This window comes from Streptomyces sp. NPDC039609 (assembly GCF_055596705.1).
The window spans coordinates 292,844-318,360 of sequence record NZ_JBVIUJ010000006.1; the positions used below are offsets into that span (position 1 = coordinate 292,844).

Here is a 25,517-nt window from a genome sequence, read left to right on the forward strand (position 1 = left end):
CATTACCCCATGTCAGAGGGGCGCCCGACCGCCTTCAGGTCAGTCGTTGATCTTCCACGGCATGACGAAGCCGTACTTCCACAGATAGAAACCGAGCAGCACCGCGATGATCACCAGACCGATCGTGGTCAGGATGATGTTGCGGCGCCGGACCTTCGGATCGAGCGCCCGCTGAGCGGCCTCGGTGACCTTCCGCTTCGTCCAGCGGAGCACGAGCTGCGCCCAGACGAACTCGGTGGCCCAGATGGCCATACCGCCGAAGATCACCAGCCAGCCGGGACCGGGCAACGGCAGCATGACGACGCCCGCCCCCACGACCGCCAGCCCCACGATGAAGACGCCGACCTGCCAGCTCAGGTGCAGGGTCCGGCGGGCCTTGATGAACTCGGGGGCCCGGGATCCCAGCTCGGATTCCCCGTCGGCCGCGGACTCCCCGGTGCGCTCGTCACTCTCCGCATTCATGGGCCCCAACCTACCGGATTCAAGACCATCACCGGAATGGCGGTATTACCCGAAGTCACACACCCCCGAACGAGCTACCTGAACGATCACAAAACAGACAGAGGGGTTTACAACGGCACCGTAGGTGGCATGTCGATTTCGCCGACGTGCGAATCCCCGAGCGCACACTGAGCGAAAGGCCCTGGCGCTTATGAACACCACGGTCAGCTGCGAGCTGCACCTGCGCCTCGTTGTGTCGAGCGAGTCCTCACTGCCTGTACCCGCGGGCCTGCGGTATGACACGGCCGATCCGTATGCCGTGCACGCCACCTTCCACACCGGAGCCGAGGAGACGGTCGAGTGGGTCTTCGCCCGCGACCTTCTCGCCGAGGGGCTGCACCGGCCCACCGGCACCGGCGACGTCAGAGTCTGGCCGTCCCGCAGTCACGGTCAGGGCGTCGTCTGCATCGCGTTGAGTTCCCCCGAGGGCGAAGCCCTGCTCGAGGCCCCGGCGAGGGCCCTGGAGTCGTTCCTGAAGCGGACCGACGCCGCCGTGCCACCGGGCACCGAGCACCGCCACTTCGACCTCGATACGGAGCTCTCCCACATCCTGGCCGACAGCTGAGCCAGGCCGAGAGCCGCACGGCGCCGTCCGACTCGGGGAGACGGCGCCGCGCGGACAAACCCATACGGCAGACATCGGCGTCCTCACCGCGCAGCCGGCGCGAGGAGGACGCCGATGCCCGTTTCCGGGTCGCGGGCGGCAGGTCGAAGCATGGTTTCGGCCCCGTTCCGGCCCGCTTTCGGACCGCTCCGGGCGACACCCGGCGAAGCCGCTAGAGTCAGCGCAATTCGCGGGCGCCCGCCCGCAGCCGGCCATGGAGCGAATCGTGCTGATCCCTCACGACACCCGGATCGCCCTCGACACCGTCGTCGATCTGATGAACACCGCCCCCCAGGGCGACCGTGACGACGAGCTCGGGGACCTCCAGTCGCTGCACACCTTCGTGCGGGCTCATGACATCAGCGGCGTCGGCGAGCTCGACGAGAACGACCTGCGGGGCGTACGCGAGGTGCGCGCCAGGTTCACGGCCGTCTTCGCGGCACCGGACGCCCGGATCGCGGCGACGCTGATCAACCAGCTGGTGGCGGCCGCGGGCACGACGCCCCAGCTCACCGACCACGACGGCTACGACTGGCATGTGCACTACTTCGCCCCGGGCGCGTCGATCACCGACCACCTCGCCGCGGACTGCGGCATGGCACTGGCGTTCATCGTGGTGGCGGGAGAGCAGGAGCGCCTGCGGCGCTGTGAGGCCCCGGACTGCGGCCGGGCCTTCGTCGACCTCTCCCGCAACCGTTCCCGCCGGTACTGCGACAGCCGCACCTGCGGTAACCGGCTCCATGTGGCCGCGTACCGGGCGCGCCGCAAGGAAGCCGCCGGCTGATCCGAGCCGATCCGGCCCCTCACAGCAGGAACAGATCGTGCACGGCGGCCATCAGGAGCAGACAGCCGATCACCGCGAGGAAGATCATCAGCGGCGGCTGCGAGAGCGCGAACAGGCAACCGCGCGGCTCTTCGGTGGGGGCGGGGGCGTGATCCCGCGAGGTATCCAGCATCTCGGGGGCGATCATGGCGCAGCGACACCCCTGACCGCCCGCAACACGCCCCTCGGGGAGGGCAGTTCATCCCATCCCGTGGATACCGAGCCCGTCAGATCCCGTGCTTCTTCAGGATCGCCTCGATGTCGCTGAAGTCGTCCCCGGCCTGCTTCGCCTGCGGCTTCGGGGTCGCCCCGCGCTGCCCCTGCCCCAGCGCGGGGGCCGAAGCGGCCGGTGCGGCGACGGCATCGGGCCGGGCGCCCTCGGTCGCCTCCGTGCGCCCCTTCCTGCGCCGCTCGACGGCGCGCGTGGACATGAAGAGCAGCCAGGCCACGCCGAGCACACCGAAGCCGGCCCAGGCTGTCGGGCTGAAGGCCGTGTCGAAGGCCCACTCCACCGCCCCGGTCATGACCAGGCCGATGGGCACGAGGGAGTAGGCGGCGATCCGCGTCGCGGCGAGGAAACGCTTGCGGTACGCCGTGATCGCGGCAATGCCCAGTCCCGCCACGGACACCGCGGAAAAGATGGTCTCGGCGAGCATGCGATCCTCCTGGGCCAGGGCGATACGTCCCTTCCATCCTGCACCGCTGAGGCCGCTCGCGGCCATGTTCCGGGCCGACCTCAGGGAGATCTCCGGGTCACCCCCGCCGGATCTCCTCCCCAGGTCCCGGTTGGGACCGGTCTCCGGCGGCTGGAAGACTGCTCCCATGAGTGACTCCACCACCCCGTCCACCTCCCCCGTCGCCGTGGAGGCCTGGTTCGACCTCCAGTGCTCCGACTGCTTCCGCGCGCTCGACGACGTGCGCGCGCTGCGCGAGAAGTACGGCGAGCGGATCGACGTACAGCTGCGGCACTTCCCGCTGGAGAAGCACAAGCACGCCTACGCCGCCGCCCAGGCCGCGGAGGAGGCGGCCGAGCAGGGCAAGGGCTGGCCGTACGCGGAGGCGCTGCTCGCCAGGACGACGGAGCTGGGAGACCGGGGCGAGCCGGTCCTCCTGGACGTCGCGAGCGAACTGGGCCTGGACGCGGAGGAGTTCGACACCGCTCTGATCGACGGCCGGCATCTGCTGACCGTCGACGCCGACCAGGCCGAGGGCAAGGCGATCAAGGTCACCGGGACGCCGACCTATGTCGTGGGCGGCGAGCGCCTGGACGGCGGCAAGAGCCAGGACGGCCTGCGCGAGCGCGTCGAGGCGATCGTCGACCGCCTCCTCGCCGGCTAGCCCGTCACGGCCTAGAGCAGTCGCTTGTAGCTGTTGACGTGCGTCGTCCGGTAGCCGAGCGACTCGTAGAGCCGGATCGCCGGCGTGTTGCCCGTGAAGACATGGAGTCCCAGCAGGCGCTCGCCGGCGTCGATCGCGACCCGCTCGGCGAGCAGCATCAGGGCGCGGCCGTAGCCATGGCCCCGAGCTCCCTCCGCGACCTCGATGTCGTAGACGTAGCCGCCCGCGACCCCGGGCTCCAGCTCACGGGCGGCGGTCCACACCCGACCGACGACCTCGTCGTCCCGCAGCGCCAGGTTGATCGCCGTGCCGGGCGTGGCCAGTCCCTGCGGAAGCAGCTCCCGGTGGCTGGCCTCGGCCTTGGCGCGCGCCTGGTCCGGCGCCACACCCCGGTCGATCCAGCTCTGCGCGAAGGTGTCCCTGGCCGTCGCCTCCCAGTCCCCGTACTCCGCCTCGGTCATGGGGCGGACGGTGACGCCCTGGGGCAGCTCGGGCGGCTCGCCCGGCAGCTCCTTGACCATGTTCCGGCTGCGTTCGGTGTACCCGAGGGCATCGGCCATCCGCAGCGCCGCCCGGGCGTCCGCCGGTACGGAGATCTGGACCTCGCCGCAGCCCCAGCCGCGCAGCACCTCCTCGGCGGCGAGCGCGGCGACCGTGCCACGGCCGCGGCGGCGGTCCTTCTCGTCGATGCCCAGGGCCTCGATCACGCCGGCCGCGGCACCGAATCCTGGGGCGGTGGCGAGATGCACGGAGCCGACGCGACGGCTGTTCACACAGACGTCGTAGGTGCGTGATCGGTCGCCGCCGGGGGTCTGCTGAAGCGGCCCGGTCGGCCGCAGGGTGGTGGTCATCACCGGTGTTCTACCCAGCCGGCGGCCGTCCGTCATCCGGTTTTGGGGGCCGGGTCGTTCAGAGGTGCGGGTCCCTGCGGGCCGCCGCGCGCTCGTCGAAGATCCGCATCGCCTTGGCGGTCACCGGGCCCGGGGCGCCGGTCAGCTCGCGCCCGTCGACCCGGTGGACGGCCTGGATGTCGCGGAGGGTCGAGGTCAGGAAGATCTCCTCGGCACTCTCCAGGACGTCGAACGGAAGGTCGGTCTCCTCCGCGCCGGTCCACTGCACCGCGAGGGCGCGGGTGATGCCCGCCAGGCAGCCGGACGAGACGGGCGGGGTGTGGATCCGGCCGTCGATCACGACGAACACATTGGATCCGGTGCCCTCACAGAGCCGGCCGACGGTGTTGGCGAACAGCGCTTCGGAGGCGCCCTGTTCACGTGCCCTGGCCAGGGCGACGACGTTCTCGGCGTACGAGGTGGTCTTCAGGCCGGTGACCGCGCCGCGCTCGTTGCGGGTCCAGGGGACCGTGATCACCGCGGTCGAGTCCGCGCGACGGCCCGTCTCGCCGAGCGCCACGACCAGACCGGCGCCCTCGTCGCCGCGCTCGGAGCCGAGCGGGGAGACTCCGCCGGTGTACGTGATCCGGAGCCGGCCCAGCTCCATCGGGTTGGCCTCGAGGACGGCGGCGCAGGCGCGGCGGACCTCGTCGAGGTCGGGGTCGGGCAGGCCGAGCCCGCGTGCGGAGCGGGTGAGGCGCTCCAGGTGCAGGGTGAGGGCGAAGGTCTCGCCGCGCTCGGCCTTGACCGTCTCGAAGACGCCGTCGCCGACGGTCAGACCGTGGTCCAGTACGGAGACCCGGGCTTCCGCCGCGTCGTACAGCCCGCCGTTGACCCAGAGTTTCATCGAGATATGGCCTTTCCACTCGCCTCGTACGTGCCCGACGCTACCGCCAGCAGACGGGACGCCTTCAATTCGGTCTCCGCCCACTCGCGCTCGGGGTCGGAGCCCCAGGTGATGCCGGCCCCGGTGCCGAAGCGGAGTACGCCCTCGGCGCGGTCGATCCAGAAGGTGCGTATGCCGACGGCGAGCTCCGCGGTGCGGCGGTCGGCATCGACCCAGCCGATGCCTCCGCAGTACGGGCCGCGGGGCGCGGTCTCCAGGGCCTTGATGATCCGCAGGGCGCTGGACTTGGGAGCGCCGGTGACGGAGCCGGGCGGGAAGGTCGCGTCGAGCAGTTCCCGCCAGCCGGCGCCCTCGTCGAGGTCGCCGCGGACGGTGGAGACGAGATGGACGAGGCCGGGGTGGGGTTCGACGGCGCACAGCTCGGGGACGGTGACCGAGCCGCTCGCGCAGACCCGGCCGAGGTCGTTCCGCACGAGGTCCACGATCATCACGTTCTCGGCGTGGTCCTTCTCCAGGAGACCGTCGGCGGTCCGCGCGGTGCCCTTGATGGGGCCGGACTCGACGGTGCGCCCCGCGCGACGCAGATAGAGCTCGGGGGAGGCGGTGGCGATCTCCACCCCGTGGGCGGGCAGCCGAATCGTTCCCGCGTACGGGGCGGGGTTGCCGCGGGCCAGGACGGCGGTGAGGGCGTCGACGTCGGCGGCGTGCGGGTCGGGCAGCGGCGCGGTCATCACACGGCAGAGGTTGGCCTGGTAGACCTCGCCTCGTGCGATGTGCGCGCGGATGGCGCGGACGCCGGCGACGTACGCGGCGCGGTCGAGCGAGGACGTCCAGTCACCCACGGCGGGCCCCCGCCAGGCTCCGGGGTCGGGCGCGCGGACGGGGTCCGGGCGTACGTCGCCGAAGCGGGCGCAGGTCAGACGGCCCTCGAAGTCCGCGGAGACGGCCCAGAAGCCGGCGGAGTCCAGGGCCTCGGGGTCACTGGTGACATCCCGCAGGTCGGTCGCGACGAGGCCGCCGAAGCGGGCCAGGGGAGCAAGGTCGTGCACGGATCGAGTCTAGGCGGGTGGGTGAGGGACGGCGGGCGTACGCCGGGACGCTCACGTGGGGGCGGCTGCGAGCCACGTCGGGAACACGAGGAGTGAACGCCGCACGAACGCTCCTGGCCGCCCGGCTGGGTACGCAGCTCAGCACGCTGCGGAAACGCGTTTTTGTGCTGGCCCAGGAATCCGCTAGAGTTCAACACGTCGCCGGGACGCGCAAGCGGAACGGAAACGACAAGCGGACGTGGCTCAGTTGGTAGAGCATCACCTTGCCAAGGTGAGGGTCGCGAGTTCGAATCTCGTCGTCCGCTCGATGTGGGGGATCTTCCCGAACCCCTGTATTCACTCCTGGTGGAGTGGCCGAGAGGCGAGGCAACGGCCTGCAAAGCCGTCTACACGGGTTCAAATCCCGTCTCCACCTCCAAGCGCGATTAGCTCAGCGGGAGAGCGCTTCCCTGACACGGAAGAGGTCACTGGTTCAATCCCAGTATCGCGCACGCAGAACAACCGAAGATCCGGTCCGCATGGACCGTCCCGCGCGATTAGCTCAGCGGGAGAGCGCTTCCCTGACACGGAAGAGGTCACTGGTTCAATCCCAGTATCGCGCACGCAGTAACAGCTGGTCCTGTATGGTTTGGGACCGTCCCGCGCGATTAGCTCAGCGGGAGAGCGCTTCCCTGACACGGAAGAGGTCACTGGTTCAATCCCAGTATCGCGCACCACCCCGAAGCCCCCGGCCGCATCTCGCGACCGGGGGCTTCGTCGTGCCCGCTCCCGCTCAGGAGGAGAAGAGCATCCGGCCGAAGCCGCGCTGGTGGTGGTGACCGCCGTGGTGGCCGCCGTGGTGCGGGGCACCCCAGGCGGGGGCGGCGGGGGCGGCCTGCGCCGGGTAGGCCGGCGGGGCGGGCGGCGCCTGCTGCACCCACTGGGACTCGAGCCGGGTCAGGGCCTCCAGCTCGCCGTAGTCCAGGAATATCCCGCGGCAACCGCTGCACTGCTCGATCTGGACGCCGTTGCGGTTGTACGTGTGCATGGCCGCATGACACTTGGGACACTGCATGTTCGGCTCAACTCCCTGCCGTTCGGATGGTGCTCTCAGCTTAGGAGGACGCAGGCGGGGTCAACTCGGTTCGGAGCGAACCTATTCGGCCGCAGGTGTCGATCATCACTTCCTCCACCTCGTCGAGGGGGCGCTTTTCGGCGGTGGACTTGGCGAGGGCGAGCGCCGCGGTCTGGACGGTCAGGGCGCGGGCGGGGACGTCGAGTTGGGCCCAGGGGTCGTGGGCGGTGACGGCGGGGCCGTCGGCCCGGTGGTACGCGTCGAGGAAGCGGGACCAGATGTCCGGGGGCAGGATGCCGGCGGCGAACCAGGCGGCGGGGCGGGCGAGGTCCCAGGCGGGGTCGCCGAGTCCGAGGTCGTCCACGTCGATGAGGAGCCAGGGGCCTTCGGATGTCCGTGGATCGCGGACGAGCTGGCCGAGGTGGAAGTCGCCATGGCAGAGGAGACGGCGGTCGGCGGGCTCGTCCGGGAGGGTGCGCCAGGCGCTCAGCACGGCATCGACAGCGGTGCGGGGCGCGCCGTCGGCCCGGCGCATCCGCTCGACGGCCAGGGCGGCCTTGGCGGGGGCGCGCATGGCCGGGAGTGCGGGGGGCGGCGGGGTGCGGTGGAGCCGTGCGAGGAGCCGCGCCGCGTCCTCCCAGGGGGCGGCATCGGGATCGGCGGGGTCGACGGGGGTGCCGTAGGGCCAGGCGGTGAGGGGGCGGGCGTCGTGGGTGGCGGTCGGTGGGGCCTGGGGCGGCAGCAGGATCCCGTCGAGCGCGTCGAGCGCGGCCACGGCGATGCGGGCGGCGTGCTGGTCGGGGTCGATGCCGGGCGCGTGGGCCTTGACGACGACGGCGCCGTGGCGGACGACGGTGCCGTCGTCACGGTCGGCGAGAACGCCGGTGGTGCGCGGGGCGCACACGCAGGCCGGGTCGGCGCGGTGCGCGGCGTCGCGCGCGAGGGCGCTGAGCTGTTCGAGTTGGGCGTGCTCCACGCGGGGAGCGTACGCGCTGCGCTGCCAACGGAGGGGGCTCCCCCACTCCACCCCTGAACCCTGCCGGGGTGATGGTGCGCTGAACTCCCGGGGCCCCCACGCCCCCGTTGCGGAAGCTTCGTGCCGCGGGAGGCCGCGTGTGCGCCATGCCGGGGCCGCAGCAAGCAGCTTCCCGCCGCCCGGGCGACACCCGGGGCGGGCCGCGCTCGCGCCCGGGGGATGGCGAGAGGCGCCAACGTGGCCTGCCCAGGGTCCGTGCGGGCCGGGCTAGGCGGTTGGCCTGCCGCGCTCACGGCATCGGGCTGCCGGTCCAGGGGCGTGGCCTGCCCAGGGTCCGTGCGCGCCGGGCTCGGCGGTTGGCCTGCCGCGCTCACGGCATCGGGCTGCCGGTCCAGGGGCGTGGCCTGCTCAGGGTCCGTGCGCGCCGGGCTAGGCGGTTGGCCTGCCGCGCTCACGGCATCGGGCTGCCGGTCCAGGAAAGCGCGAGGGCCGGTCAGCTCCCCAGCTGACCGGCCGCACGCTGCCGTCCGCCGCACCCCCGTCCCCACGGGGTTGTTGGCCGGATGTCCCCGACCCGGGCCGCTCTCCCGGGTCCGGGGCGCCGCTCAGCGCCCCAGCATCACGCCCACGGACGACGCCTGTGTGACCACTGCCTCCCAGCCGCCGAAGACGACGACCAGCAGGGTCGCGAGAGGGAGGACCATGGCGGTCGCCACCAGGGGGTGGCGGCGGCCCGAAGGCCGGGTGCTGATCCGCGGTGCCGAGTAAGCCATGGGTCCTCTCCTGTCTCGTCTGGCAGCGGCGGGTGTCTGACCTCGGGGGACGAGTGCTGCACCCGCCGCTTGACTTCAACACTAGGGATCCGATGCCGCCCGGACGTCATGCCCGCGTACCGATCTCCGGGCCTCCATGAGGATGACGAGTACCCTCACGGCGTACTCCCCTGGGTGGAGAGACCGCCCTAGGACTGAGGGTCTTCCCTGAGGGGTACCGGCTGCTCGACCAGTGCGAGGACCCGGCTCGCCATGAAGCGGGCCGTCCGCACGACCACCCCGGTCCGCGTGACTTCGCTCACTTCGACCACCCCTCGCCGTACCGCCGTCTCCACCCTGCGGCCCGCCCGGCTTGCCACCACTTCGTACGTCCGAGTCGTGTCCCCCGCATCCACGACTATCTCCACACGATCACCCTTCATCGACCGAATCCCCCTTCTGCGATTGGATGTTGGAGAATCCCGCGGCTCGGGCGGCCGTCCACCACGCCGTCCTGACCACCCCTCAAGTGTCCTCCCCAGCACTGACAATCGATGCCTGCGCGAGGGCGCGGCCTATGAGCACACCGGGGCGGCAATACGTAAGCTGTGCCACGTCGAACGGACGAGGGGACGGACATGGCGATGATGCGGCTCCGGCGCGAGGATCCGCGGATCGTCGGGTCGTTCCGGCTCCACCGGCGACTCGGCGCCGGCGGTATGGGGGTCGTGTACCTGGGGTCCGACCGCCGCGGTCAGCGCGTGGCGCTGAAGGTGATCCGGCCCGATCTGGCCGAGGACCAGGAGTTCCGGTCGCGCTTCGCCCGCGAGGTCTCCGCGGCCCGGCGGATCCGGGGCGGCTGCACCGCCCGGCTGGTCGCAGCGGACCTGGAGGCCGACCGCCCCTGGTTCGCCACCCAGTACGTTCCCGGCCCCTCCCTGCACGATCGCGTCGCCGAGGAGGGCCCGCTGCGGGCCGCCGACGTGGCCGCGATCGGGGCGGCGCTCTCGGAGGGCCTGGTCGCCGTCCACGAGGCCGGGGTCGTCCACCGGGACCTCAAGCCCTCGAACATCCTGCTCTCCCCCAAGGGACCGCGGATCATCGACTTCGGCATCGCCTGGGCCACCGGCGCCAGCACCCTCACCCATGTGGGCACGGCCGTCGGATCCCCCGGCTTCCTCGCACCCGAGCAGGTGCGGGGCGCGGCCGTCACCCCGGCCACGGACGTGTTCTCGCTCGGCGCCACCCTGGCGTACGCCGCCATGGCGGACTCGCCCTTCGGGCACGGCAGTTCGGAGGTCATGCTCTACCGGGTGGTGCACGAGGAGCCTCAGCTGAACGGCGTACCGGACGCGCTGGCCCCCCTCGTCCGGGCCTGTCTGGCGAAGGATCCCGAGGAGCGCCCCAGCACCCTGCAGCTCTCCATGCGGCTCAAGGAGATCGCCGCCCGCGAGGCTCAGGGACTGCCCGCCGCCCGCCCGCCGGTGCAGCGGGACCGCACGGAGCAGTCGGCCGACAGCCGGCCGACGGAGCGGTACACCGAGCGCACCACGCAGGGCCGGGCCCAGGGTCCGGCCTCGCGGCCGTCGGCTCCCCGCACGGGCGGCGGCTCTTCGCGCGCCTCGCAGTCCCGGCCCAACGGGCGTCCCGCGCCCTCCCGGCCCGGGGGCGCGCGCACGACCTCGACGGGCCGGCGCCCCGCCAATCCGCGTCTGCTGCGCCAGCGGCTCTTCGTCTTCGTCGTGGTGACGCTGGTCGTGGCCCTGGGCATCGCGGCCGCCCAGGCGCTCCAGAGCTGAGAGTCCCGGACCGGGCGGCGGATCAGTCGCGGTCCGCGCGTCCGGTGCGGGCGTACCTGCCCGGGGTGACGCCCCAGACCCGCTTGAAGTGCCGGGTGAGGTGGGACTGGTCGTAGAAGCCGCTGGCGCCGGCCACCTCGGCGGGCGGCCGGCCGTCGAGGAGCAGCCGTCGGGCGAGGCTCACGCGGCGGGACATCACGTACTGGTGGGGCGCGATGCCGAACGCGGCGCTGAAGGCACGGACGAGATGCGCGGGATGGGCGTGGAGGACGGACGCGGCCTCCTGGAGCGTCGTCCCTTTGCGCAGCCGCGTGTCGAGGAGGTCCCGGAAGTCCTGGGCGATTCCGGGGTGGCGCACGGCCCGATCGGGTCCTGTCGCGAGGTCGGCGGCCGCAGCTGTGCTCAGGTGGGTACGCAACCGCCGGCCGATGAGCGCCAGACGGCTCTCCGCCTCCAGCTCGTCGCCCGGCCGCGCGAGAGCGGTGTGCAGCTGCTCGACACGGCGGCGCAGCACGGGGTCGGCGAGGTCAGGTCGGTCGACCGCCGCCCCGATGAGGCCCTCGTCCAGCTGCGTCAGGTCGAGGTAGAGCACGCGCTTGCGGAAGCCGTGGGCGGTGGCGGGTGAGCCGTTGTGCGGGACGTGGGGCGGAAGCAGGCTGACGGTTCCGTTCGGGGTGCCGCGCTCATGGCGGTCCAGGTCGTAGCGGACCGCGCCGTCGTCGACGATCAGCAGCGTCCAGTCGTCGTGGACGTGCATCGGGTACGCGTGCTCGGTGAAGCGTGCGTGGAAGACCTCCGTGACCCCCGGCACCGACGGGCGCCATGCGGAGATCTCCTGCCGGGACGTCATGCAAAGAACGTACAAGACGGCGACCGTGCGGATCCCGCAGTCTCGACGTATGAGAACGAACGACGAGATCGGCACGCCGGCCGAGGCCGGGAACGGCACGGTGGACGCGAGCTCACCGGTGCGCTTCGACACGAAGATCGCCGTGCTGCTGCGCTCCGACCTGGAGCCGTGGCAGCGGCTGAACGTGACGGCCTTCCTGGTCAGCGGCCTCGGTACGACGGCGCCCGAGGTGATCGGGGAGCCGTACGAGGACGCCGATGGCACGGCGTACCTGCCGATGTTCCGTCAGCCGGTGCTCGTGTTCGAGGGGACGAAGGAGGTGCTCACCGCCGCCCACGGCCGGGCGCTGTCCCGTGGGCTGCCGGCGGCGGTGTTCACTTCGGACCTCTTCGGCACGGGAAACGACCGGGACAACCGGGCGGCGGTCCGGGCCGTGGGCAGGGACGCGCTGGATCTGGTGGGGATGGCCGTGTACGGGCCGCGCAACGCGGTGGACAAGGTCCTCAAGGGCGCCCGGATGCACCCCTGAGCCGACGGCACCTGGCCGTTACCCCCGGGCCGTGGGCGCCTGGTGGGTCCCTAGTCCTGGGGCCGGCCCGAGGCGACCGCGTAGAAGGCGACGGCGGCGGCCGCGCCCACGTTGAGCGAGTCGACGCCGTGGGCCATCGGGATCCGGACCCATTCGTCCGCGGCGCGCAGCGCCTGCGTGGACAGGCCGTCGCCCTCCGCGCCGAGCATCAGGGCCGCCCGCTCCAGTCTGTGCGGGGCCGCCACGTCGATCGGGGAGGCCTTCTCGTCCGGGGTGAGGGCGAGGAGCTTGAAGCCCGCCTCCCGTACCGCCTCCAGGCCACGCGGCCAGGTGTCCAGACGGGCGTACGGGACGGAGAAGACCGCGCCCATGGAGACCTTCACCGACCGGCGGTACAGCGGGTCCGCGCAGTCCGGGGAGAGCAGGACCGCGTCCATCCCGAGGGCGGCGGCACTGCGGAAGATGGCGCCGATGTTGGTGTGGTCGTTCACCGACTCCATGACGGCGACCCGGCGGGTGGTCCGGAGCAGGTCCTCGGCGCTCGGCAGTGGCTTGCGCTGCATGGAGGCGAGGGCGCCGCGGTGCACGTGGTAGCCGGTGACGCGTTCGGCGAGCTCCGGCTGCACCGCGTACACGGGCGCCGGAACCTCGTCGATGACGTCACGCATGACGTCGACCCACTTCGCGGACAGCAGCATCGACCGCATCTCGTACCCGGCCTGACGGGCCCGGCGGATGACCTTCTCGCCCTCGGCGATGAACAGGCCCTCCGCGGGCTCGCGTCGGCGGCGCAGCTCGACGTCGGTCAGCCCGATGTAGTCGCGCAGGCGCGGGTCGTCGGGATCGTCGATGGTGATGAGTTCGGCCACGAGGTGATACTGCCTTGTCCGGGGTGCGGTGCCAATGTGTGCGGCGGGGCTTCGATCACCCCTGGTTACTTCACGAGCTTGTCGGGGCCCTCGCCGACGACCTCTCCGATGACGATGACGGCCGGCGGGCGGACCTCCTGCGCCGTGACCGTCTCCGCGACCGTGGCCAGGGTGGCGTCCACACGGCGCTGAGCGGCCGTGGTGCCCTCCTGGACGAGGGCGAGCGGGGTCTCGGGGGCCTTGCCGTGGGCGATCAGCGCCTCGGCGATCTTCCCGATCTTGTCGACGCCCATCAGGATCACGAGCGTGCCGGTGAGCTTGGCGAGCGAGGCCCAGTCGACCAGCGACCGTGGGTCGTCGGGGGCGACATGGCCGCTGACCACGGTGAACTCGTGCGCCACACCGCGATGGGTGACCGGGATGCCGGCCGCGCCGGGGACCGAGATCGAGCTGGAGATGCCGGGGACGACGGTGCAGGTGATGCCCTCCGCCGCCAGCGCCTGGGCCTCCTCCATGCCGCGACCGAAGACGAACGGGTCGCCGCCCTTGAGTCGTACGACGGACTTGCCGGCCTTGGCGTGCTCGATCAGCGCGTTGTTGATGGCCTCCTGGGCCATGAACCGGCCGTACGGGATCTTCGCCGCGTCGATCACCTCGACGTGCGGGGGCAGCTCGTCGAGCAGGTCGCGGGGGCCCAGGCGGTCGGCGATGACGACGTCGGCCTCGGCGAGCAGTCGGCGGCCGCGGACCGTGATCAGGTCCGGGTCGCCGGGGCCGCCGCCGACCAGCGCCACGAAGGGGGTACGGGAGCGGTGCTGCGGGGCCGCGATCGAACCGTCCCGCAGACCTTCGACGATCGCGTCGCGCACGGCGGCGGAACGCCGCGGGTCGTGGCCGGTGAGCACGGCGACGGTCACGCCCTCGCTGCGGCCGGTGGCCGGGGTCCAGGCGGTGGCCGCGTCGGCGTCGTCGGAACGCACGCACCAGGTCTTGGTGCGCTCGGCCTCGGCGGACGCGGCGGCGTTGGCGACGGGGTCGCTGGTGGCGACGAGCGCGTACCAGGCGTCGGCGATGTCCCCGTCCTCGTAACGACGCCTGACCCAGGTGATCTCGCCGGCCTCGGCCATCGCCTCGACGGAGGGGGTGGCGGACGGGGAGACGAGGGTGATGTCGGCGCCGGCGGCGATCAGGGCGGGGAGCCGGCGCTGGGCGACCTGGCCGCCGCCGAAGACGACGACGCGACGGCCGGAGAGGCGGAGTCCTACGGGGTAGGCGGGGTGCGCGGCGTGCTCGGCCATGGGTGTGCGGCTCCTCGGAGGGGCGAAGCGTGTGCGGGGCCGCTGCGGCGGTGAAGCGGCTGGTGGGGCGCGGTTCATTGACCGGTGCCAACGATATCGGTCACCGGGGGTGGGTGACCTGTGACGGATGTCCCTACCGAGCGGTGAGCAACTGTTCCGCGGCGGGGTCCCCAGGACGAAGTGATGGGGGGGAGGAAGGGGTGGGTACAGCCCCACGGCCCCGGTGCCGTTCCCCGGGGCCTTGCAGTGCGCACGGCCCCGGTGCGAGGCGAGGCCCCCGTCCTGAACGACAGGAGGGGGCGCCGCCCTCGGGTTCGTCGTGCTACTTCTCCGTCACGCCCGCCGAGTCGAACGTCGCCACCTCGTGCATCGCGCGGGCCGCGCTCTGGACGATCGGGAGGGCCAGGAGGGCGCCGGTGCCCTCGCCGAGGCGGAGGTCGAGGTCGACCAGCGGGCGCAGGCCCAGCTTGTTGAGGGCCGCGACATGGCCGGGCTCCGCGCTGCGGTGGCCCGCGATGCAGGCCGCCAGGGACTCGGGCGCGATCGCCCGGGCCAGCAGGGCCGCCGCGCCCGTCGAGACGCCGTCCAGGACCACCGGTGTACGCAGCGAGGCCGCGCCCAGGATCAGGCCGACGAGCGCCGCGTGCTCCAGGCCGCCGATCGCCGACAGGACACCGATCGGGTCCGCCGGGTCCGGCTTGTGGAGGTCGAGGGCCCGGCGGACCACGTCCACCTTCCGCGCGTGCATCTCGTCGTTGATGCCGGTGCCGCGACCGGTGACCTCGACCGGGTCGACCCCCGTGTACACGGAGATCAGGGCCGCGGACGCGGTCGTGTTCGCGATGCCCATCTCACCGGTCAGCAGCGCCTTGTTGCCCGCCGCCACCAGGTCCCGCGCGGTCTCGATGCCCACCTCGATCGCGGCGAGCACCTCCTCGCGGGTCATCGCGAGGCCGGTCGTGAAGTCGCCCGTGCCGGCGCGGACCTTGCGGGGCAGCAGCCCCGGCGTGGACGGCAGGTCGGAGGCGACGCCGACGTCGATGACGCACACCTCGGCGCCGACCTGGTTCGCGAAGGCGTTGCAGACCGCACCGCCACCGAGGAAGTTGGCGACCATCTGGCCGGTCACCTCCTGGGGCCAGGCGGTGACGCCCTGGGCGTGCACGCCGTGGTCTCCGGCGAAGATCGCGACGGCCGCGGGCTCCGGGATCGGCGGCGGGCACATCCGGGAGAGCCCGGAGAGCTGCGCGGAGATGATCTCCAGCATGCCGAGCGCCCCCGCGGGCTTCGTCATGCGCTTCTGCCGTTCCCACGCCTCGCCGAGCGCCTTGGCGTCCAGCGGGCGGATGTTGGCGATGGTCTCCTGGAGCAGGTCGTGCGGCTCCTCGCCGGGCAGCGCGCGGCGGCCGTACGTCTCCTCGTGGACGACCCAGGACAGCGGCCGGCGCTTGGACCAGCCCGCCTGCATCAGCTCGGGCTCCTCGGGGAACTCGTCGACGTACCCGACGCACAGGTACGCGACGACCTCCAGGTGCTCGGGGAGGCCGAGCGCGCGGACCATCTCGCGCTCGTCGAAGAAGCTGACCCAGCCGACGCCGAGGCCTTCGGCACGGGCGGCGAGCCACAGGTTCTCGACGGCGAGCGCGGAGGAGTACGGCGCCATCTGCGGCTGCGTGTAGCGGCCCAGGGTGTGCCGGCCGCCCCGCGTGGGGTCGGCGGTGACGACGATGTTGACCGGAGTGTCGAGGATGGCCTCGATCTTCAGTTGCCTGAACTGCTTCGCCCGGGCCTTGGGCAGCGACTGGGCGTAGGCCTCACGCTGACGCTGGGCGAGCTCGTGCATGCTCCGGCGGGTCTCGGCGGAGCGGATGACGACGAAGTCCCAGGGCTGGGAGTGGCCGACGCTGGGGGCCGTGTGGGCGGCCTCCAGAACGCGGAGCAGCACCTCGTGCGGGATCGGGTCGGACCGGAAGCCGTTGCGGATGTCGCGGCGCTCGCGCATCACGCGCAGCACGGCCTCGCGCTCGGCCTCGCCGTACCCGGGCGCGGGGGCGCCGGGCGCCTCCGGCTCCTGGGCCTCCTCGGCCCCCCCGGCGTCCTCGGCGTCCTCGGCCGAGGGCTCCTCGGCGACCGGCTCGTCCGCCGACGGCTCTTCGGCGGCGGGCTCCTCGACGGCGGACTCCTCGACGGCCTCTCCGGCCTCAAGAGGCTCCACGGCCTCGACGGGCTCCACGGCCTCTACCGCGACGGGCTCCACGGCCTCGGTCCGGACCTCCGCCTCGGGCGACGGCTCGGTCTGGTCCTGCTCGCCGACCTCGGCGTCCGCCTCCACGACGGCGGGCTCGTCCACGGCTGCCTCGTCCACGGCGGGCTGCTCGACGACGGGAACCTCGGCGACCGGCTCCCCCTCGGGCTCGGGCGCCACCTCGGCGACGGGCTCGACGGCCGGCTCGGCGACGGTCTCGGCGACAACCTCAGGGACCGGCTCCGGCTGGACCTCGGCCACGGGCTCGGCCGCGGCCTCGACCGTGACCTCGACCGGCGGCACGGGAACGGCGGTCGACGGACCACCGTCACGCGGCGCGGGGACGGCCGCGGGGACCTCCTCCACCGGCACCTCGGCCGCGACGGGAACGTCCACCGGGGTGACCTCGGCCGGGACCTCGGCCACGACCTCGGCCGCAGGCTCCTCGGCGACCGGCTCGACGGCCTGCACCCGTACCGGCTCGGGCTGCGGCTCGGACTCGGGCAGGGGCTCCGGTGCCGGGACCGGCTCCGCCGCTGCCTCGACGACCTCGACCACCGGCGTCGGCGCCAGGTGCGGAGTGGTCGGGACCGTGCCCTCGACCTGGACGAACTGGCCGACCGTTTCTGCGGGTACCGCCTGCGGCGCCGGCTCGGGTGCCGCGACGGGTCCCTGGGGCTGCGGGTCCCACGGCACGGCGCCCTGCGGCGGGATCTCGCCGAACTGGGGGGCGACCGGCGCGACCGGCTGCTCCTGCGGGCTGTCGAGGTACTCGGGACCGGTCGTCGGCGGGCCCTGCATACGGGCGGGCATCGGGGCGGCGACGGAGGCACCGACCGGTGCGGGCGCCGGGACGGGCATGGGAACGGACGCGGCTGCCGGTACGCCGGCGGGTCCGCGGTCGGCGAGCGAGCGCACGACCCCTCCACCGGCCTCGGGCACGGGCGGGCCCATGTGCAGCGGACGGCGGGCGGGCGGTGGGGTCGGAGCAGCGGCGGGCTGCGGAACGCGCACCGCGCTGAGGTCGACCGAGCCGGAGTCGCGGCCGGCAGCCTCGTGGGCGCCGGTGTCCAGGATGCCGGGCTCGTAGCCGTGGTCGGTGAGGACCGGCTCCTGAGGGGCCACGGGCACTCCGTGCGCCGGTGTGGCGACGGCCTCGTGGACGACGGGAGCCGTTGCCACCGGCGTCTGCGCGGCGAGGGCTTCGGCGATCGGACCTGCCAGCGGGTCGGTGAGCGGGTCGCCCGCGTGCTGCGGCTGCCCCGGCATCATCCCGGGCACCGGTACGGCGACGGGCGGCGCGGGCACGGCGCCCGGCTGGTGCTCGCTCCACGCGCCCTGCGCGCCCGGCATCAGGAGCAGGTCGTCGTCCTCGGCTGCGTTCTCGGAGGGGTCCAGGAAGGTGTACGCGCCCGGAGCGGGGATGCCCGGCTGCTCGACCATGCCTGCGTTCTCCGGCAGCCCCTCGCCCGGGACCTGGCCGGTGTCCGTCATGCGTACCCCTCGCCCATCGGTTGTGCTCCTTCAGACCTTCACCCGTCAACAAGAACGAGCGTGCGCGCCGTGCGGCACGAATGACGCGCGGACACCCCAGCATTGTCGCGGCCATCGGCCGTCATGACAGGCGGATCCGCCACGGTTTGCTGTGGACTGCGCCACGTCGCGCGTCCCCCGGTTGCTCCGTACCACATCAGCGACCCAATGGGGCCCCTACTTCCGGACATTGACGAACAAAGTATTGAAGGTCCGGCTGCGGTACAACAATCCGCCAGCCTACCTGGCCCTGCGGCGCGGCAGGGTCACGGGTGGGGGTTCCCCGGCGGAGCTAGGAGGAGGTCGACCGGCGCCCGGAGATCAGGAAGACGACGGTGCGGTCACGTTCCGACCAGTCGGCCGGGTCGAGGCCGACGCTCTGCAGCAGGGCGCATTCGACGGTGTAGCCGCCGTCGGTGAGCGCCGCGCCGACGGCCTCCGCCTCGTCGCGGGTGGAGGCGTGGGTGACGATCCGTTCCGGCCTGCGGTCGGTGCAGGCGGTGACGACGGGGACGCCGCCGCCGCCGATCCGTACGACATCGGGTTCGGGGAGCCGTTCCAGTACGTGGGGGGCGCGGCCGCGCACGGCCTGCAGCTGGACGCCGTCGCGGCGGGCGGCGGCCTCGGTGCGGGCGCAGGCGTCCGGGTCGGCGTCCACGGCGATGACGGCCGCGCCGAAGCGGGCGGCCTCGACCGAGAGGGCGCCGCTGCCGCAGCCGATGTCCCAGACGAGGTCGCCGACGCGCGGGCCGAGGCGAGCCAGTTGGGCGGCGCGCAGGACGGATGTCTCCCCGCTGCCGGTGCCGGTACGCGAGCCGGTGCCGATTCCGCCGCCCGTCTCCTCCGGCGACAGTGCCCAGCCCCGTACCTTCGGTGTCTCGTGCCCCATCAGCCAGCCCCCGCCCTGTCCGCCGGCGGATCCGCCGATGACGATCACGACGTTCGGGTCGCGCCAGGCGTGGTCGGCGGCCTTGTCCGAGGTGAGGACGGTGACCTGCTCGCGGTCGGTGCCGAGCTCCTCGCAGATGACGAAGGTCCGGTGCACGCCGTCGAGGAGGAGGGCGAGTTCGGCGGGGCCGGCGCCGGGCGAGGTGAGGACGGCGACCTTGGGGTGGGCGCGGCAGACGTTCACGGCGCGCCGCAGGGTGCGCTGGTGCGCGACGACGATCCGGGCGTCGTCCCAGGGCATCCCGGCGCGGGCGAAGGCGGCGGCGACGGAGGAGACCGCGGGGACGACCTCGACCTCGAGGCCGTGCTCGGGGGCGCGCAGGGTGCGGACGACGCCGAAGAAGCCGGGGTCGCCGTCGGCGAGGACCACGGCGGTGCCGCGGTGGCCGGCGATACGGCGGGCGGCGAGGTCGACACTGCCGAGGCGGATGCGCTCGGCCCCTGGCGGTACCTCGGGCAGGGCGAGGTGGTGCGGTGCCCCGGCCACGAGGGTGGCGGCGGAGAGCGCGGACCGGGCCGCTGCGGTGAGGGGCGAGCCGTCCCAGCCGATCACCGTGACCCGGTCGGCCATCGTCGTCTGTCTCCTGAGGTCTTTGTCGCAGGTCGGGGGGTGTCGAGGGTACCCCGGCGTGGGTGGCCCGCTCAGCTCCAGTCGGTGAACGAGGAGTATCCGGCCTCCGCCATCTGATCGGCGACGCCCTCGAGGTCCTCGGGGAGCAGGCCCCACAGGATGTAGTCGGTGCGCAGGTCGGCCCAGTCACCGTTCTCGGTGCGGGTGCGGGCTATGCAGGCGCCGCGCAGGATGCCTTCGCTGATGCAGCCGATCTTCTGCGCGACCTGCTGGGAGGCGGTGTTGTCGGCGGCGGTGCGCAGCTCGATGCGCTCGAAGCCCTGGTCGCCGAAGAGCCACTGGGCGGTGGCGAGGGCGGCTTCGGAGGCGTAACCCTCGCCGCGGGCCCAGGGGGCGACGATGTACGACATCTCGGTGGACCTCACCCGCCAATTGGTCTTGCCCAGCTGGATGATGCCCACGAGCCGCTGGGTGAGGAACTCGGTCACGGCGAGGTCGAGCCCGCGGCCGGCGGTGCGCTCGGTGGGCGCGTACTCCGTGATCCAACGGTGCGCGGCCTCTTCGGTGAACGGCTGGGGGACGGCGGTCCATGCCGCGACCATCTCGTCGTTCATCATCTCGGCGAGCGCGGGGGCGTCGACCTCTTCGAGCGCGCGCAGCACCAACCGATCCGTGTTGATGGAGATGTCCGGAAAGGTGGTAGTCATGCGCAGCTCCATGCCGAGGACCGTCCGAATCGACCGTGAACGCACAGCATGCAGTATGAAGCCGTGGGTGTGCATGGCCGGGTCCGATGTGGCGTCAGATGGGGCGGGGAGCGACGAAGACCCCGCGCATCGGACGGGATGCGGGGGCCTTCGTCACAAGAACTGTACTGCGGGCCTTACTTGGCGACGGCACCGAAGGCCGGGATGACCGACCCGTTCTTGTAGGTGTCCTCGATGTACTTCTTCACCTCGGGCGAGTTGAGGAGCTTGACGAGCTTCTGCACGCGCGCGTCCTTCTCGTTGCCCTCCTTGACGGCGAGGAAGTTGGCGTAGGGGTTGCCCTCCGCCTTCTCCAGGACCAGGGCGTCGGTGGCCGGGTTGAGCTTGGCCTCGATGGCGTAGTTACCGTTGACGACCGCGGCGTCCACGTCGTTCAGGGCGCGGGGCACGGTGGCGGCCTCCAACTCCTTGAACTCCAGGCCCTTCTTGTCCGTGATGTCGGAGAGCTTGGCGTTGGAGCCGACGCCGTCCTTGAGGGTGATGAGCCCGTTGTCGGCGAGCAGCTTGAGCGCGCGGCCGCCGTTGGTGGTGTCGTTGGGGACGGCGACGGTCTGGCCGGCCTTGATGTCCTTGAGGTCCTTGACCTTCTTGGAGTAGAGGCCGAGGGGCTCCAGGTGGACGTTGACCACCGGGACGATGTGGGTCTTGTTCTTCAGGTTGAAGTCGTCGAGGTACGGCTTGTGCTGGAAGAAGTTGGCGTCGACCTGGCCGGACTCGGTGGCGGTGTTCGGCAGGACGTAGTCCGTGAACTCCTTCACCTCCAGCTTCAGGCCCTCCTTCGCGGCGAGGTTGTCCTTGACGTAGTTGAGGATGTCGGCGTGCGGCGTCGGGGACGCGGCGACGACGAGCGCCTTGTCGGCGGAGCCGGCCGAGTCCTTCGAGGAGGACGGGTCCGACGACGTGCCGCAGGCGGAGAGGCCCAGGGCGAGTGCGGCGGTGGCGGCGATACCGGCGGTGAGCTTGATGTTCTTACGCACGAAAAGTGCCTCTTTCTGGTGGTGCGGTGGACGCCTGGACAACAAGTCCGGGCTCTTCTTCGAAAAGACGAAGTCTGTGGGGCGGCGCCGCGGTCAGGCGGTGCGTCCTCGGCGGGCGAGGAGACGGACGGCGAGGTCGCCGATGAGCTGGACGACGGTGACGATCGCGATCAGGACGACGACGGTGACCAGCATGAACTGGGTGTCGAAGCGCTGGTATCCGTAGGTGATCGCCTTGGAGCCGAGGCCCTCGCCGCCGACCGCGCCGGCCATCGCGGAGTAGCCGATGAGCACGATGACGGTGGTGGTGATCGCGGAGACCAGCGAGGGCAGCGCCTGGGGCAACAGCACCTTGCGGACGATCGTCGGTACGGAGCCGCCCATGGACTGGACGGCCTCGACCAGCCCGTGGTCGACCTCGCGGATCGCGGTCTCGACGAGGCGCGCGAAGAACGGGATGGCGCCGATGGCGAGCGGCACGATCATCGCGGTGGGGCCGATGAAGGTGCCGACCACGAAGGTCGTGAAGGGGATCAGGGCGATCAGCAGGATGATGAACGGCAGCGAGCGGCCTATGTTCACGATCACGCCGACGACCTTGTTGACCACGGTGTTCTGCAGCAGGCCGCCCTTGTCCGTGAGGACGAGGAGGATGCCGAGCGGAAGTCCGCCGAGGACGGTGACGACCGTGGCCCACAGGACCATGTAGAGGGTGTCGACCGTGCCCTGCTCCAGCAGGGGCTGCATCTCCGACCAGGTCACTTGGCACCTTCCTTGACAAGCACGGCGCTCTGGGCCTGCGCGGGCGTCGCGTCCTCGTCGACGACGTCGACCTGAAGGCCCTGTTCACGGAGGAAGCCGACGGGCACGACGTTCTCCTCGTACCGTCCGGGCAGTTCGATCCGCATGCGGCCGATCTGCTTGCCGCCGACGGTGTCCATCGCGGCGCCGAGGATCGAGATGTCGATGTTGTACGTACGGGAGAGCTGGGAGATCACCGGCTGCGTCGCGGCCTCGCCGTGGAAGGTGACGTCGACGACCGTGCGGTCGGGGCCGGTGGCGGCGCCGCTGACGGGGAAGAGCTCGGCCGCCAGCTCGGAGCCGGGGGTGGCGAGCAGTTCGCTCACGGTTCCGGACTCGACGATCCGGCCCTTCTGCATCAGCGCTGCCGAGTCGCAGATCGTCTTGACGACGTCCATCTCGTGCGTAATGAGCAGGACGGTGAGGCCCAGCTGCCGGTTGAGGTCGCGCAGCAGCTGCAGGATGGAGCGGGTGGTCTCCGGGTCGAGGGCGCTGGTGGCCTCGTCGGAGAGCAGGACCTTGGGGTTGCCGGCGAGGGCGCGGGCGATGCCGACGCGCTGCTTCTGACCGCCGGAGAGCTGGCCGGGGTAGGCCTTGGCCTTGTCGGCGAGGCCGACGAGGTCGAGGAGTTCCAGGGCGCGGCTGGCGCGCTCGGCGCCGGAGACGCCGAGGATCTCCAGCGGCAGCTCGATGTTGTCCTTGACGGTGCGCGAGGACAGCAGGTTGAAGTGCTGGAAGACCATGCCGATGCTGGAGCGGGCGCGGCGCAGGTCCTTGCCGGCGCGGCGGCCGTTCGCCGCCAGCGCGGTGAGGTCGACGCCGTCGACGGTCACGGTGCCGGAGGTGGGGCGCTCCAGGAGGTTGACGCAGCGGATGAGCGAGGACTTGCCGGCGCCGCTCTGGCCGATCACGCCGAACACCTCGCCCTCGCGGACGTGGAGGTCGACGCCGTCCAGAGCGGTGACCTGGCGGCCTCGCGACTCGTAGACCTTGGTCAGGCCCGAAGTGGTGATCACAGGGGTTTCCGTCACTGTCGAGTGCGCGGCGCGGGGTCCGCCGGGCACGGGGCATTCGTCGTTCGGACAGTCAGGCGCGAAGTGGGCTGGTCCAGCGGGTGGCCGGAAGGCAGCGTGTGCGCGGGGCGGGCACGGTCCGGCGCCGGAAGGGCGGGCGGATCGGCTCGGCCGTCGGGGTCTCGCTTCGGGGCGCGAGGCTCAGGCGGGGGCCCTCAGAAGGCGCACATTCGACACATACAACGAGCACCGGGCGTGCTGATCGCCTCGGTCGCAAGGGTGCGGCTGCTCGTCGTGGTCATGTCTGCAAGTAAAGCACGCACCTGTCAGGCCGAATCGGGGGTGTCCGAATAGCGGACATGGCCGAGACATCATGCGGACACCTCGCTCGACCGTCAGGCCCCGGCGGTGATCTCCGGTCCCCCGTCCGTGGCCTGCGCGGATGCCTCCAGCAGGTCGGTCAGGGCGACATCGGCGTCGAGCTCGGAACGGTCGTGGGTTGTGGTCAAGACCACGACTCTCCTGCCCGCCGCGCGGCGGTGCCTCACCGAGCGGCCTCATGGGTCTCGACCCTACGGGGCGGGTGGGGGGCGAGCGCATCGGGCCTTTTGGCCCGTAATACCCTCGGGCCCATGCTTGACGCCCTGACGGTCGCGGTCTCGGTGGCCGCGCTCGCCCTCGCCGCCTGGTGCGGCTTCGCCTTCACCCGTGACCAGCCCACCAAGGACTGGCACTTCATCGGCATGGCCGTGGTGACCTTCCTCGCACTGGTCCAGCTGATCGTCGGCATCGTTCAGCTCTCGCGCGGCGAGAAGGCCGAGGAGGGCACGACGATCTTCGTCGCGTATCTGCTGGGCTCGCTCTGCGCGGTCCCGGCGGCCGGGTTCATGTCGCTCGCGGAGCGGAGCCGCTGGGGCTCGGCGACGGTGGCGGCCGGCGCGGTCGTGCTCGCGGTGCTCGAGGTGCGTCTCTTCGACATCTGGACGGTGGGCTGAGATGAGTGCGACCGAGGGAGCGGGCCGCCTGGTCACGGGGCCGGGCATGCTGCTGGTCTGGCTGTACGGAGTGATGTCGGTCGGCGCGGTCTCGCGCTCGATCTACCAGATCGCCACCGAGTTCGACCGGGCGCCGCTGGCGTACACGCTGTCGGCGGTGGCGGCCGTGGTGTACGCCTTCATCACGTACACGCTGGTCAGGGGCGGGGAGACGGCCCGCAGGGCGGCGCTGGTGTGCTGCGCCGCCGAGCTGGTGGGCGTACTGACCGTGGGGACGTGGACGCTCGCGGACCCGTCCGCGTTCCCCGATGCCACGGTCTGGTCGGACTACGGCTACGGCTACATCTTCATCCCGGTGCTGCTGCCGGTGACCGGGATCTGGTGGCTTCGCCGCTCCCGGGCGACCGCGTAGGCGTACGCGGTCTCCTCGGGCGAGCGCCTAGGCGGCTTTCTCCAGGGTCACGAGGGTGAGCCGCGGTCCGATCTCGCGGGTGGCGACCGGCTCGTAGCCCTTGCTGCGGTACAGCCGGAGGTTGCCCTCGCTGCGGTGGCCGGTGAACAGCTGGAACCGCTTGGCGACGGGGACCGGGTCGCCGGCGAAGTGGCTCTCGATGGCGTCGAGCAGCCGGCCGCCGAGGCCGTGGCGCTGCATCCGCGGGTGGACGATGAGCTTGGCGATCCGTACGGTGCCGGTCTCGTCGACCCGTCCGCGCACGGAGGCGACGACCTCGTCCCCGAGGCGTGCCACGAGGCCGTACCCCTGGGCCAGTTCGGCCCGCAGGGCGTCCAGGGTCTGGGTGAGCGGCTCGATGGAGTAGTCGCCGTAGAGCTCGGCCTCGCTCTGGTAACAGAGGTACTGCAGCTTCAGTATGTGCTCCGCGTCCTGCGCGTCTGCCGCTGAGATGGTCACGCTCATGCCCATGTGCGCATGCCTCCCGCTCACCTGGTCAACCGGTCGGTCTACCGCACCCTTCCCCTCGAGGTCGATGCGGGAACCTCTGCAGCCAGCATTCTGCGCAGGCATCCCAGGCAACGGGAACGCATCGGCCCCAGACTGCCTTGTGAGATACCCAACTCCCCTGCGATTTCCCGGTAGGTGGGGTCGGCCGGGTCGAGCATCGCGGTGAGCAGCCGCGGGCAGTGGCCGGGGGTACGGCGGACGGCGGCGCGCACGACACGGCGGCGTTCGGCCACGAGGGCGGAGCTCTCGGGCGAGTCGTGCGGTTCCGCGGCCTCCTCGCCCTGGTAGGGGCGTTCCCGCAGGGCGGCGCGGCGGGCGCGGCGGGCCTCGGCACGGACGGCCCGGCGCAGCCAGTCGGCGGGGCGGGTGGGCGCGTCGTCCTTCTCGAGGCGCTCCAGGAGCCTCAGCCAGACCGCTTGTTCGAGGTCCCCGGCATCGACGCCGGCGGCCGGGGCCTCGGCCTTCGATTCCGCCGCGAGGAGGGGGGCGAGGGTGCGCAGGAGGTGGGTCATGCCCGGCACGATGCG

28 protein-coding genes and 5 tRNA genes are annotated in these 25,517 nt (G+C 72.0%); 12 read left to right on the forward strand and 21 right to left on the reverse strand.

The window, feature by feature from the left end; genetic code table 11:
- Positions 1 to 39 precede the first annotated feature (39 nt).
- Positions 40 to 462 (reverse strand): TIGR02611 family protein, encoded by a 423-nt coding sequence (locus ACZ561_RS19580; protein WP_376442983.1) that lies wholly within the window; start codon positions 460 to 462, stop codon positions 40 to 42.
- A 190-nt stretch (positions 463 to 652) separates the two neighbouring features.
- Here ACZ561_RS19580 and ACZ561_RS19585 point away from each other — a divergent pair, with 190 nt between their 5' ends.
- Together ACZ561_RS19585 and ACZ561_RS19590 are read left to right on the forward strand one after the other, a co-directional pair.
- Positions 653 to 1,066 carry an SsgA family sporulation/cell division regulator gene (locus ACZ561_RS19585; RefSeq protein WP_015032345.1) on the forward strand — a complete coding sequence of 138 codons (414 nt, stop codon included), beginning with the start codon at positions 653 to 655 and terminating at the stop codon, positions 1,064 to 1,066.
- Positions 1,067 to 1,331: 265 nt separating this feature from the next.
- Positions 1,332 to 1,889: a CGNR zinc finger domain-containing protein gene (locus ACZ561_RS19590; RefSeq protein ID WP_376442980.1), complete on the forward strand. Its 558-nt coding sequence runs from the start codon at positions 1,332 to 1,334 to the stop codon at positions 1,887 to 1,889.
- Positions 1,890 to 1,908: 19 nt separating this feature from the next.
- Here ACZ561_RS19590 and ACZ561_RS19595 read toward each other — a convergent pair whose 3' ends face one another.
- Together ACZ561_RS19595 and ACZ561_RS19600 are read right to left on the reverse strand one after the other, a co-directional pair.
- Positions 1,909 to 2,076, reverse strand: a complete 168-nt coding sequence (locus tag ACZ561_RS19595) for a hypothetical protein (protein WP_329125923.1) — start codon at positions 2,074 to 2,076, stop codon at positions 1,909 to 1,911.
- Between the two features lie 79 nt (positions 2,077 to 2,155).
- Positions 2,156 to 2,584, reverse strand: coding sequence for a hypothetical protein (locus tag ACZ561_RS19600; RefSeq protein WP_470997185.1), 429 nt, complete (start codon positions 2,582 to 2,584; stop codon positions 2,156 to 2,158).
- Between the two features lie 166 nt (positions 2,585 to 2,750).
- Here ACZ561_RS19600 and ACZ561_RS19605 point away from each other — a divergent pair, with 166 nt between their 5' ends.
- Positions 2,751 to 3,266 carry a DsbA family protein gene (locus tag ACZ561_RS19605; protein WP_470996492.1) on the forward strand — a complete coding sequence of 172 codons (516 nt, stop codon included), beginning with the start codon at positions 2,751 to 2,753 and terminating at the stop codon, positions 3,264 to 3,266.
- Positions 3,267 to 3,277: 11 nt separating this feature from the next.
- Here the strand turns inward: ACZ561_RS19605 and ACZ561_RS19610 are convergent, their stop codons facing one another.
- Genes ACZ561_RS19610 through ACZ561_RS19620 form a run of 3 tightly spaced genes read right to left on the reverse strand, consistent with a single transcriptional unit; the run spans position 3,278 to position 6,052 of the window.
- Complete coding sequence (locus tag ACZ561_RS19610) at positions 3,278 to 4,117, reverse strand: GNAT family N-acetyltransferase (RefSeq protein WP_470996495.1); 840 nt, start codon at positions 4,115 to 4,117, stop codon at positions 3,278 to 3,280.
- 58 nt (positions 4,118 to 4,175) lie between these two features.
- Entirely contained in the window at positions 4,176 to 5,003 is an 828-nt protein-coding gene (locus ACZ561_RS19615) for an aminotransferase class IV (RefSeq protein WP_470996497.1), read from the reverse strand.
- Positions 5,000 to 6,052 (reverse strand): chorismate-binding protein, encoded by a 1,053-nt coding sequence (locus ACZ561_RS19620; protein ID WP_470996500.1) that lies wholly within the window; start codon positions 6,050 to 6,052, stop codon positions 5,000 to 5,002. The genes ACZ561_RS19615 and ACZ561_RS19620 overlap by 4 nt, the downstream gene beginning before the upstream one ends.
- A 232-nt stretch (positions 6,053 to 6,284) precedes the next feature.
- Here ACZ561_RS19620 and ACZ561_RS19625 point away from each other — a divergent pair.
- The 5 genes from ACZ561_RS19625 (at position 6,285) to ACZ561_RS19645 (ending at position 6,768) form a co-directional block, all read left to right on the forward strand.
- Positions 6,285 to 6,357, forward strand: a tRNA-Gly gene (locus ACZ561_RS19625).
- A 39-nt stretch (positions 6,358 to 6,396) separates the two neighbouring features.
- A tRNA-Cys gene (locus ACZ561_RS19630) sits at positions 6,397 to 6,470 on the forward strand.
- Between the two features lies 1 nt (position 6,471).
- Positions 6,472 to 6,543, forward strand: a tRNA-Val gene (locus tag ACZ561_RS19635).
- Positions 6,544 to 6,582: 39 nt separating this feature from the next.
- Positions 6,583 to 6,654: transfer RNA gene (locus tag ACZ561_RS19640), tRNA-Val, on the forward strand.
- 39 nt (positions 6,655 to 6,693) lie between these two features.
- A tRNA-Val gene (locus ACZ561_RS19645) sits at positions 6,694 to 6,768 on the forward strand.
- Positions 6,769 to 6,824: 56 nt separating this feature from the next.
- Here ACZ561_RS19645 and ACZ561_RS19650 read toward each other — a convergent pair.
- The 4 genes from ACZ561_RS19650 to ACZ561_RS19665 form a co-directional block, all read right to left on the reverse strand.
- A complete protein-coding gene (locus ACZ561_RS19650) occupies positions 6,825 to 7,106 on the reverse strand; it encodes a TFIIB-type zinc ribbon-containing protein (protein WP_329122752.1) in 282 nt (93 codons plus the stop codon).
- Positions 7,107 to 7,146: 40 nt separating this feature from the next.
- Positions 7,147 to 8,082 carry a phosphotransferase family protein gene (locus ACZ561_RS19655; protein WP_470996503.1) on the reverse strand — a complete coding sequence of 312 codons (936 nt, stop codon included), beginning with the start codon at positions 8,080 to 8,082 and terminating at the stop codon, positions 7,147 to 7,149.
- Positions 8,083 to 8,687: 605 nt separating this feature from the next.
- Complete coding sequence (locus ACZ561_RS19660) at positions 8,688 to 8,855, reverse strand: hypothetical protein (RefSeq protein ID WP_376443864.1); 168 nt, start codon at positions 8,853 to 8,855, stop codon at positions 8,688 to 8,690.
- A 188-nt stretch (positions 8,856 to 9,043) separates the two neighbouring features.
- Positions 9,044 to 9,277, reverse strand: coding sequence for a hypothetical protein (locus tag ACZ561_RS19665; RefSeq protein WP_137990476.1), 234 nt, complete (start codon positions 9,275 to 9,277; stop codon positions 9,044 to 9,046).
- Between the two features lie 195 nt (positions 9,278 to 9,472).
- Here ACZ561_RS19665 and ACZ561_RS19670 point away from each other — a divergent pair, with 195 nt between their 5' ends.
- Positions 9,473 to 10,633, forward strand: a complete 1,161-nt coding sequence (locus tag ACZ561_RS19670; protein WP_470996506.1) for a serine/threonine-protein kinase — start codon at positions 9,473 to 9,475, stop codon at positions 10,631 to 10,633.
- A 22-nt stretch (positions 10,634 to 10,655) separates the two neighbouring features.
- On the opposite strand, the gene ACZ561_RS19675 is transcribed toward ACZ561_RS19670, so the two are convergent.
- The gene (locus ACZ561_RS19675) at positions 10,656 to 11,483 is read right to left on the reverse strand and encodes a helix-turn-helix domain-containing protein (RefSeq protein ID WP_470996509.1); all 828 of its coding nucleotides are present in this window, start codon (positions 11,481 to 11,483) and stop codon (positions 10,656 to 10,658) included.
- Positions 11,484 to 11,532: 49 nt separating this feature from the next.
- Here ACZ561_RS19675 and ACZ561_RS19680 point away from each other — a divergent pair, with 49 nt between their 5' ends.
- Positions 11,533 to 12,012, forward strand: coding sequence for a DUF2000 family protein (locus tag ACZ561_RS19680; protein WP_470996512.1), 480 nt, complete (start codon positions 11,533 to 11,535; stop codon positions 12,010 to 12,012).
- Positions 12,013 to 12,062: 50 nt separating this feature from the next.
- Here ACZ561_RS19680 and ACZ561_RS19685 read toward each other — a convergent pair whose 3' ends face one another.
- From ACZ561_RS19685 to ACZ561_RS19720, 8 genes are all read right to left on the reverse strand, one after another.
- Positions 12,063 to 12,881: a TrmH family RNA methyltransferase gene (locus ACZ561_RS19685; protein WP_376443875.1), complete on the reverse strand. Its 819-nt coding sequence runs from the start codon at positions 12,879 to 12,881 to the stop codon at positions 12,063 to 12,065.
- 65 nt (positions 12,882 to 12,946) lie between these two features.
- On the reverse strand, positions 12,947 to 14,179 hold the full coding sequence (cobA, locus tag ACZ561_RS19690; RefSeq protein ID WP_470996515.1) for a uroporphyrinogen-III C-methyltransferase: 1,233 nt from the start codon (positions 14,177 to 14,179) through the stop codon (positions 12,947 to 12,949).
- Positions 14,180 to 14,501: 322 nt separating this feature from the next.
- Complete coding sequence (cobT, locus tag ACZ561_RS19695; protein ID WP_470996518.1) at positions 14,502 to 17,918, reverse strand: nicotinate-nucleotide--dimethylbenzimidazole phosphoribosyltransferase; 3,417 nt, start codon at positions 17,916 to 17,918, stop codon at positions 14,502 to 14,504.
- Between the two features lie 331 nt (positions 17,919 to 18,249).
- Positions 18,250 to 19,476 carry a precorrin-6y C5,15-methyltransferase (decarboxylating) subunit CbiE gene (cbiE, locus tag ACZ561_RS19700; protein WP_470996521.1) on the reverse strand — a complete coding sequence of 409 codons (1,227 nt, stop codon included), beginning with the start codon at positions 19,474 to 19,476 and terminating at the stop codon, positions 18,250 to 18,252.
- A gap of 71 nt (positions 19,477 to 19,547) precedes the next feature.
- Positions 19,548 to 20,183, reverse strand: a complete 636-nt coding sequence (locus tag ACZ561_RS19705) for a GNAT family N-acetyltransferase (RefSeq protein ID WP_470996524.1) — start codon at positions 20,181 to 20,183, stop codon at positions 19,548 to 19,550.
- A gap of 176 nt (positions 20,184 to 20,359) precedes the next feature.
- Positions 20,360 to 21,220 (reverse strand): MetQ/NlpA family ABC transporter substrate-binding protein, encoded by an 861-nt coding sequence (locus ACZ561_RS19710; RefSeq protein WP_470996527.1) that lies wholly within the window; start codon positions 21,218 to 21,220, stop codon positions 20,360 to 20,362.
- Between the two features lie 93 nt (positions 21,221 to 21,313).
- On the reverse strand, positions 21,314 to 21,982 hold the full coding sequence (locus ACZ561_RS19715; RefSeq protein ID WP_376443892.1) for a methionine ABC transporter permease: 669 nt from the start codon (positions 21,980 to 21,982) through the stop codon (positions 21,314 to 21,316).
- A complete protein-coding gene (locus ACZ561_RS19720) occupies positions 21,979 to 23,037 on the reverse strand; it encodes a methionine ABC transporter ATP-binding protein (protein ID WP_470996531.1) in 1,059 nt (352 codons plus the stop codon). The genes ACZ561_RS19715 and ACZ561_RS19720 overlap by 4 nt, the downstream gene beginning before the upstream one ends.
- Before the next feature lie 629 nt (positions 23,038 to 23,666).
- On the opposite strand from ACZ561_RS19720, the gene ACZ561_RS19725 reads away from it, so the two are divergent.
- A complete protein-coding gene (locus ACZ561_RS19725) occupies positions 23,667 to 24,029 on the forward strand; it encodes a hypothetical protein (protein ID WP_329122724.1) in 363 nt (120 codons plus the stop codon).
- Between the two features lies 1 nt (position 24,030).
- Positions 24,031 to 24,441, forward strand: coding sequence for a hypothetical protein (locus tag ACZ561_RS19730; protein WP_470996533.1), 411 nt, complete (start codon positions 24,031 to 24,033; stop codon positions 24,439 to 24,441).
- Between the two features lie 27 nt (positions 24,442 to 24,468).
- Here ACZ561_RS19730 and ACZ561_RS19735 read toward each other — a convergent pair whose 3' ends face one another.
- Both ACZ561_RS19735 and ACZ561_RS19740 read right to left on the reverse strand, forming a co-directional pair.
- Entirely contained in the window at positions 24,469 to 24,951 is a 483-nt protein-coding gene (locus ACZ561_RS19735) for a GNAT family N-acetyltransferase (RefSeq protein ID WP_376443905.1), read from the reverse strand.
- Positions 24,952 to 24,989: 38 nt separating this feature from the next.
- A complete protein-coding gene (locus ACZ561_RS19740) occupies positions 24,990 to 25,502 on the reverse strand; it encodes a sigma-70 family RNA polymerase sigma factor (protein WP_470996535.1) in 513 nt (170 codons plus the stop codon).
- Positions 25,503 to 25,517 lie beyond the last annotated feature (15 nt).

What these genes read in the sequence shown, in the direction of transcription:
- ACZ561_RS19725 (WP_329122724.1), top strand. Translation starts at nt 23,667, where the DNA reads ATGCTTGACGCCCTGACGGTCGCGGTCTCGGTGGCCGCGCTCGCCCTC.
- ACZ561_RS19705 (WP_470996524.1), bottom strand. Translation starts at nt 20,183, where the DNA reads ATGACTACCACCTTTCCGGACATCTCCATCAACACGGATCGGTTGGTG.
- cbiE (WP_470996521.1), bottom strand. Translation starts at nt 19,476, where the DNA reads ATGGCCGACCGGGTCACGGTGATCGGCTGGGACGGCTCGCCCCTCACC.
- ACZ561_RS19610 (WP_470996495.1), bottom strand. Translation starts at nt 4,117, where the DNA reads ATGACCACCACCCTGCGGCCGACCGGGCCGCTTCAGCAGACCCCCGGC.
- ACZ561_RS19735 (WP_376443905.1), bottom strand. Translation starts at nt 24,951, where the DNA reads ATGGGCATGAGCGTGACCATCTCAGCGGCAGACGCGCAGGACGCGGAG.
- ACZ561_RS19730 (WP_470996533.1), top strand. Translation starts at nt 24,031, where the DNA reads ATGAGTGCGACCGAGGGAGCGGGCCGCCTGGTCACGGGGCCGGGCATG.
- ACZ561_RS19580 (WP_376442983.1), bottom strand. Translation starts at nt 462, where the DNA reads ATGAATGCGGAGAGTGACGAGCGCACCGGGGAGTCCGCGGCCGACGGG.
- cobA (WP_470996515.1), bottom strand. Translation starts at nt 14,179, where the DNA reads ATGGCCGAGCACGCCGCGCACCCCGCCTACCCCGTAGGACTCCGCCTC.
- ACZ561_RS19675 (WP_470996509.1), bottom strand. Translation starts at nt 11,483, where the DNA reads ATGACGTCCCGGCAGGAGATCTCCGCATGGCGCCCGTCGGTGCCGGGG.
- ACZ561_RS19740 (WP_470996535.1), bottom strand. Translation starts at nt 25,502, where the DNA reads ATGACCCACCTCCTGCGCACCCTCGCCCCCCTCCTCGCGGCGGAATCG.
- cobT (WP_470996518.1), bottom strand. Translation starts at nt 17,918, where the DNA reads ATGACGGACACCGGCCAGGTCCCGGGCGAGGGGCTGCCGGAGAACGCA.
- ACZ561_RS19600 (WP_470997185.1), bottom strand. Translation starts at nt 2,584, where the DNA reads ATGCTCGCCGAGACCATCTTTTCCGCGGTGTCCGTGGCGGGACTGGGC.
- ACZ561_RS19660 (WP_376443864.1), bottom strand. Translation starts at nt 8,855, where the DNA reads ATGGCTTACTCGGCACCGCGGATCAGCACCCGGCCTTCGGGCCGCCGC.
- ACZ561_RS19615 (WP_470996497.1), bottom strand. Translation starts at nt 5,003, where the DNA reads ATGAAACTCTGGGTCAACGGCGGGCTGTACGACGCGGCGGAAGCCCGG.
- ACZ561_RS19670 (WP_470996506.1), top strand. Translation starts at nt 9,473, where the DNA reads ATGGCGATGATGCGGCTCCGGCGCGAGGATCCGCGGATCGTCGGGTCG.
- ACZ561_RS19680 (WP_470996512.1), top strand. Translation starts at nt 11,533, where the DNA reads ATGAGAACGAACGACGAGATCGGCACGCCGGCCGAGGCCGGGAACGGC.
- ACZ561_RS19605 (WP_470996492.1), top strand. Translation starts at nt 2,751, where the DNA reads ATGAGTGACTCCACCACCCCGTCCACCTCCCCCGTCGCCGTGGAGGCC.
- ACZ561_RS19595 (WP_329125923.1), bottom strand. Translation starts at nt 2,076, where the DNA reads ATGATCGCCCCCGAGATGCTGGATACCTCGCGGGATCACGCCCCCGCC.
- ACZ561_RS19650 (WP_329122752.1), bottom strand. Translation starts at nt 7,106, where the DNA reads ATGCAGTGTCCCAAGTGTCATGCGGCCATGCACACGTACAACCGCAAC.
- ACZ561_RS19585 (WP_015032345.1), top strand. Translation starts at nt 653, where the DNA reads ATGAACACCACGGTCAGCTGCGAGCTGCACCTGCGCCTCGTTGTGTCG.
- ACZ561_RS19665 (WP_137990476.1), bottom strand. Translation starts at nt 9,277, where the DNA reads ATGAAGGGTGATCGTGTGGAGATAGTCGTGGATGCGGGGGACACGACT.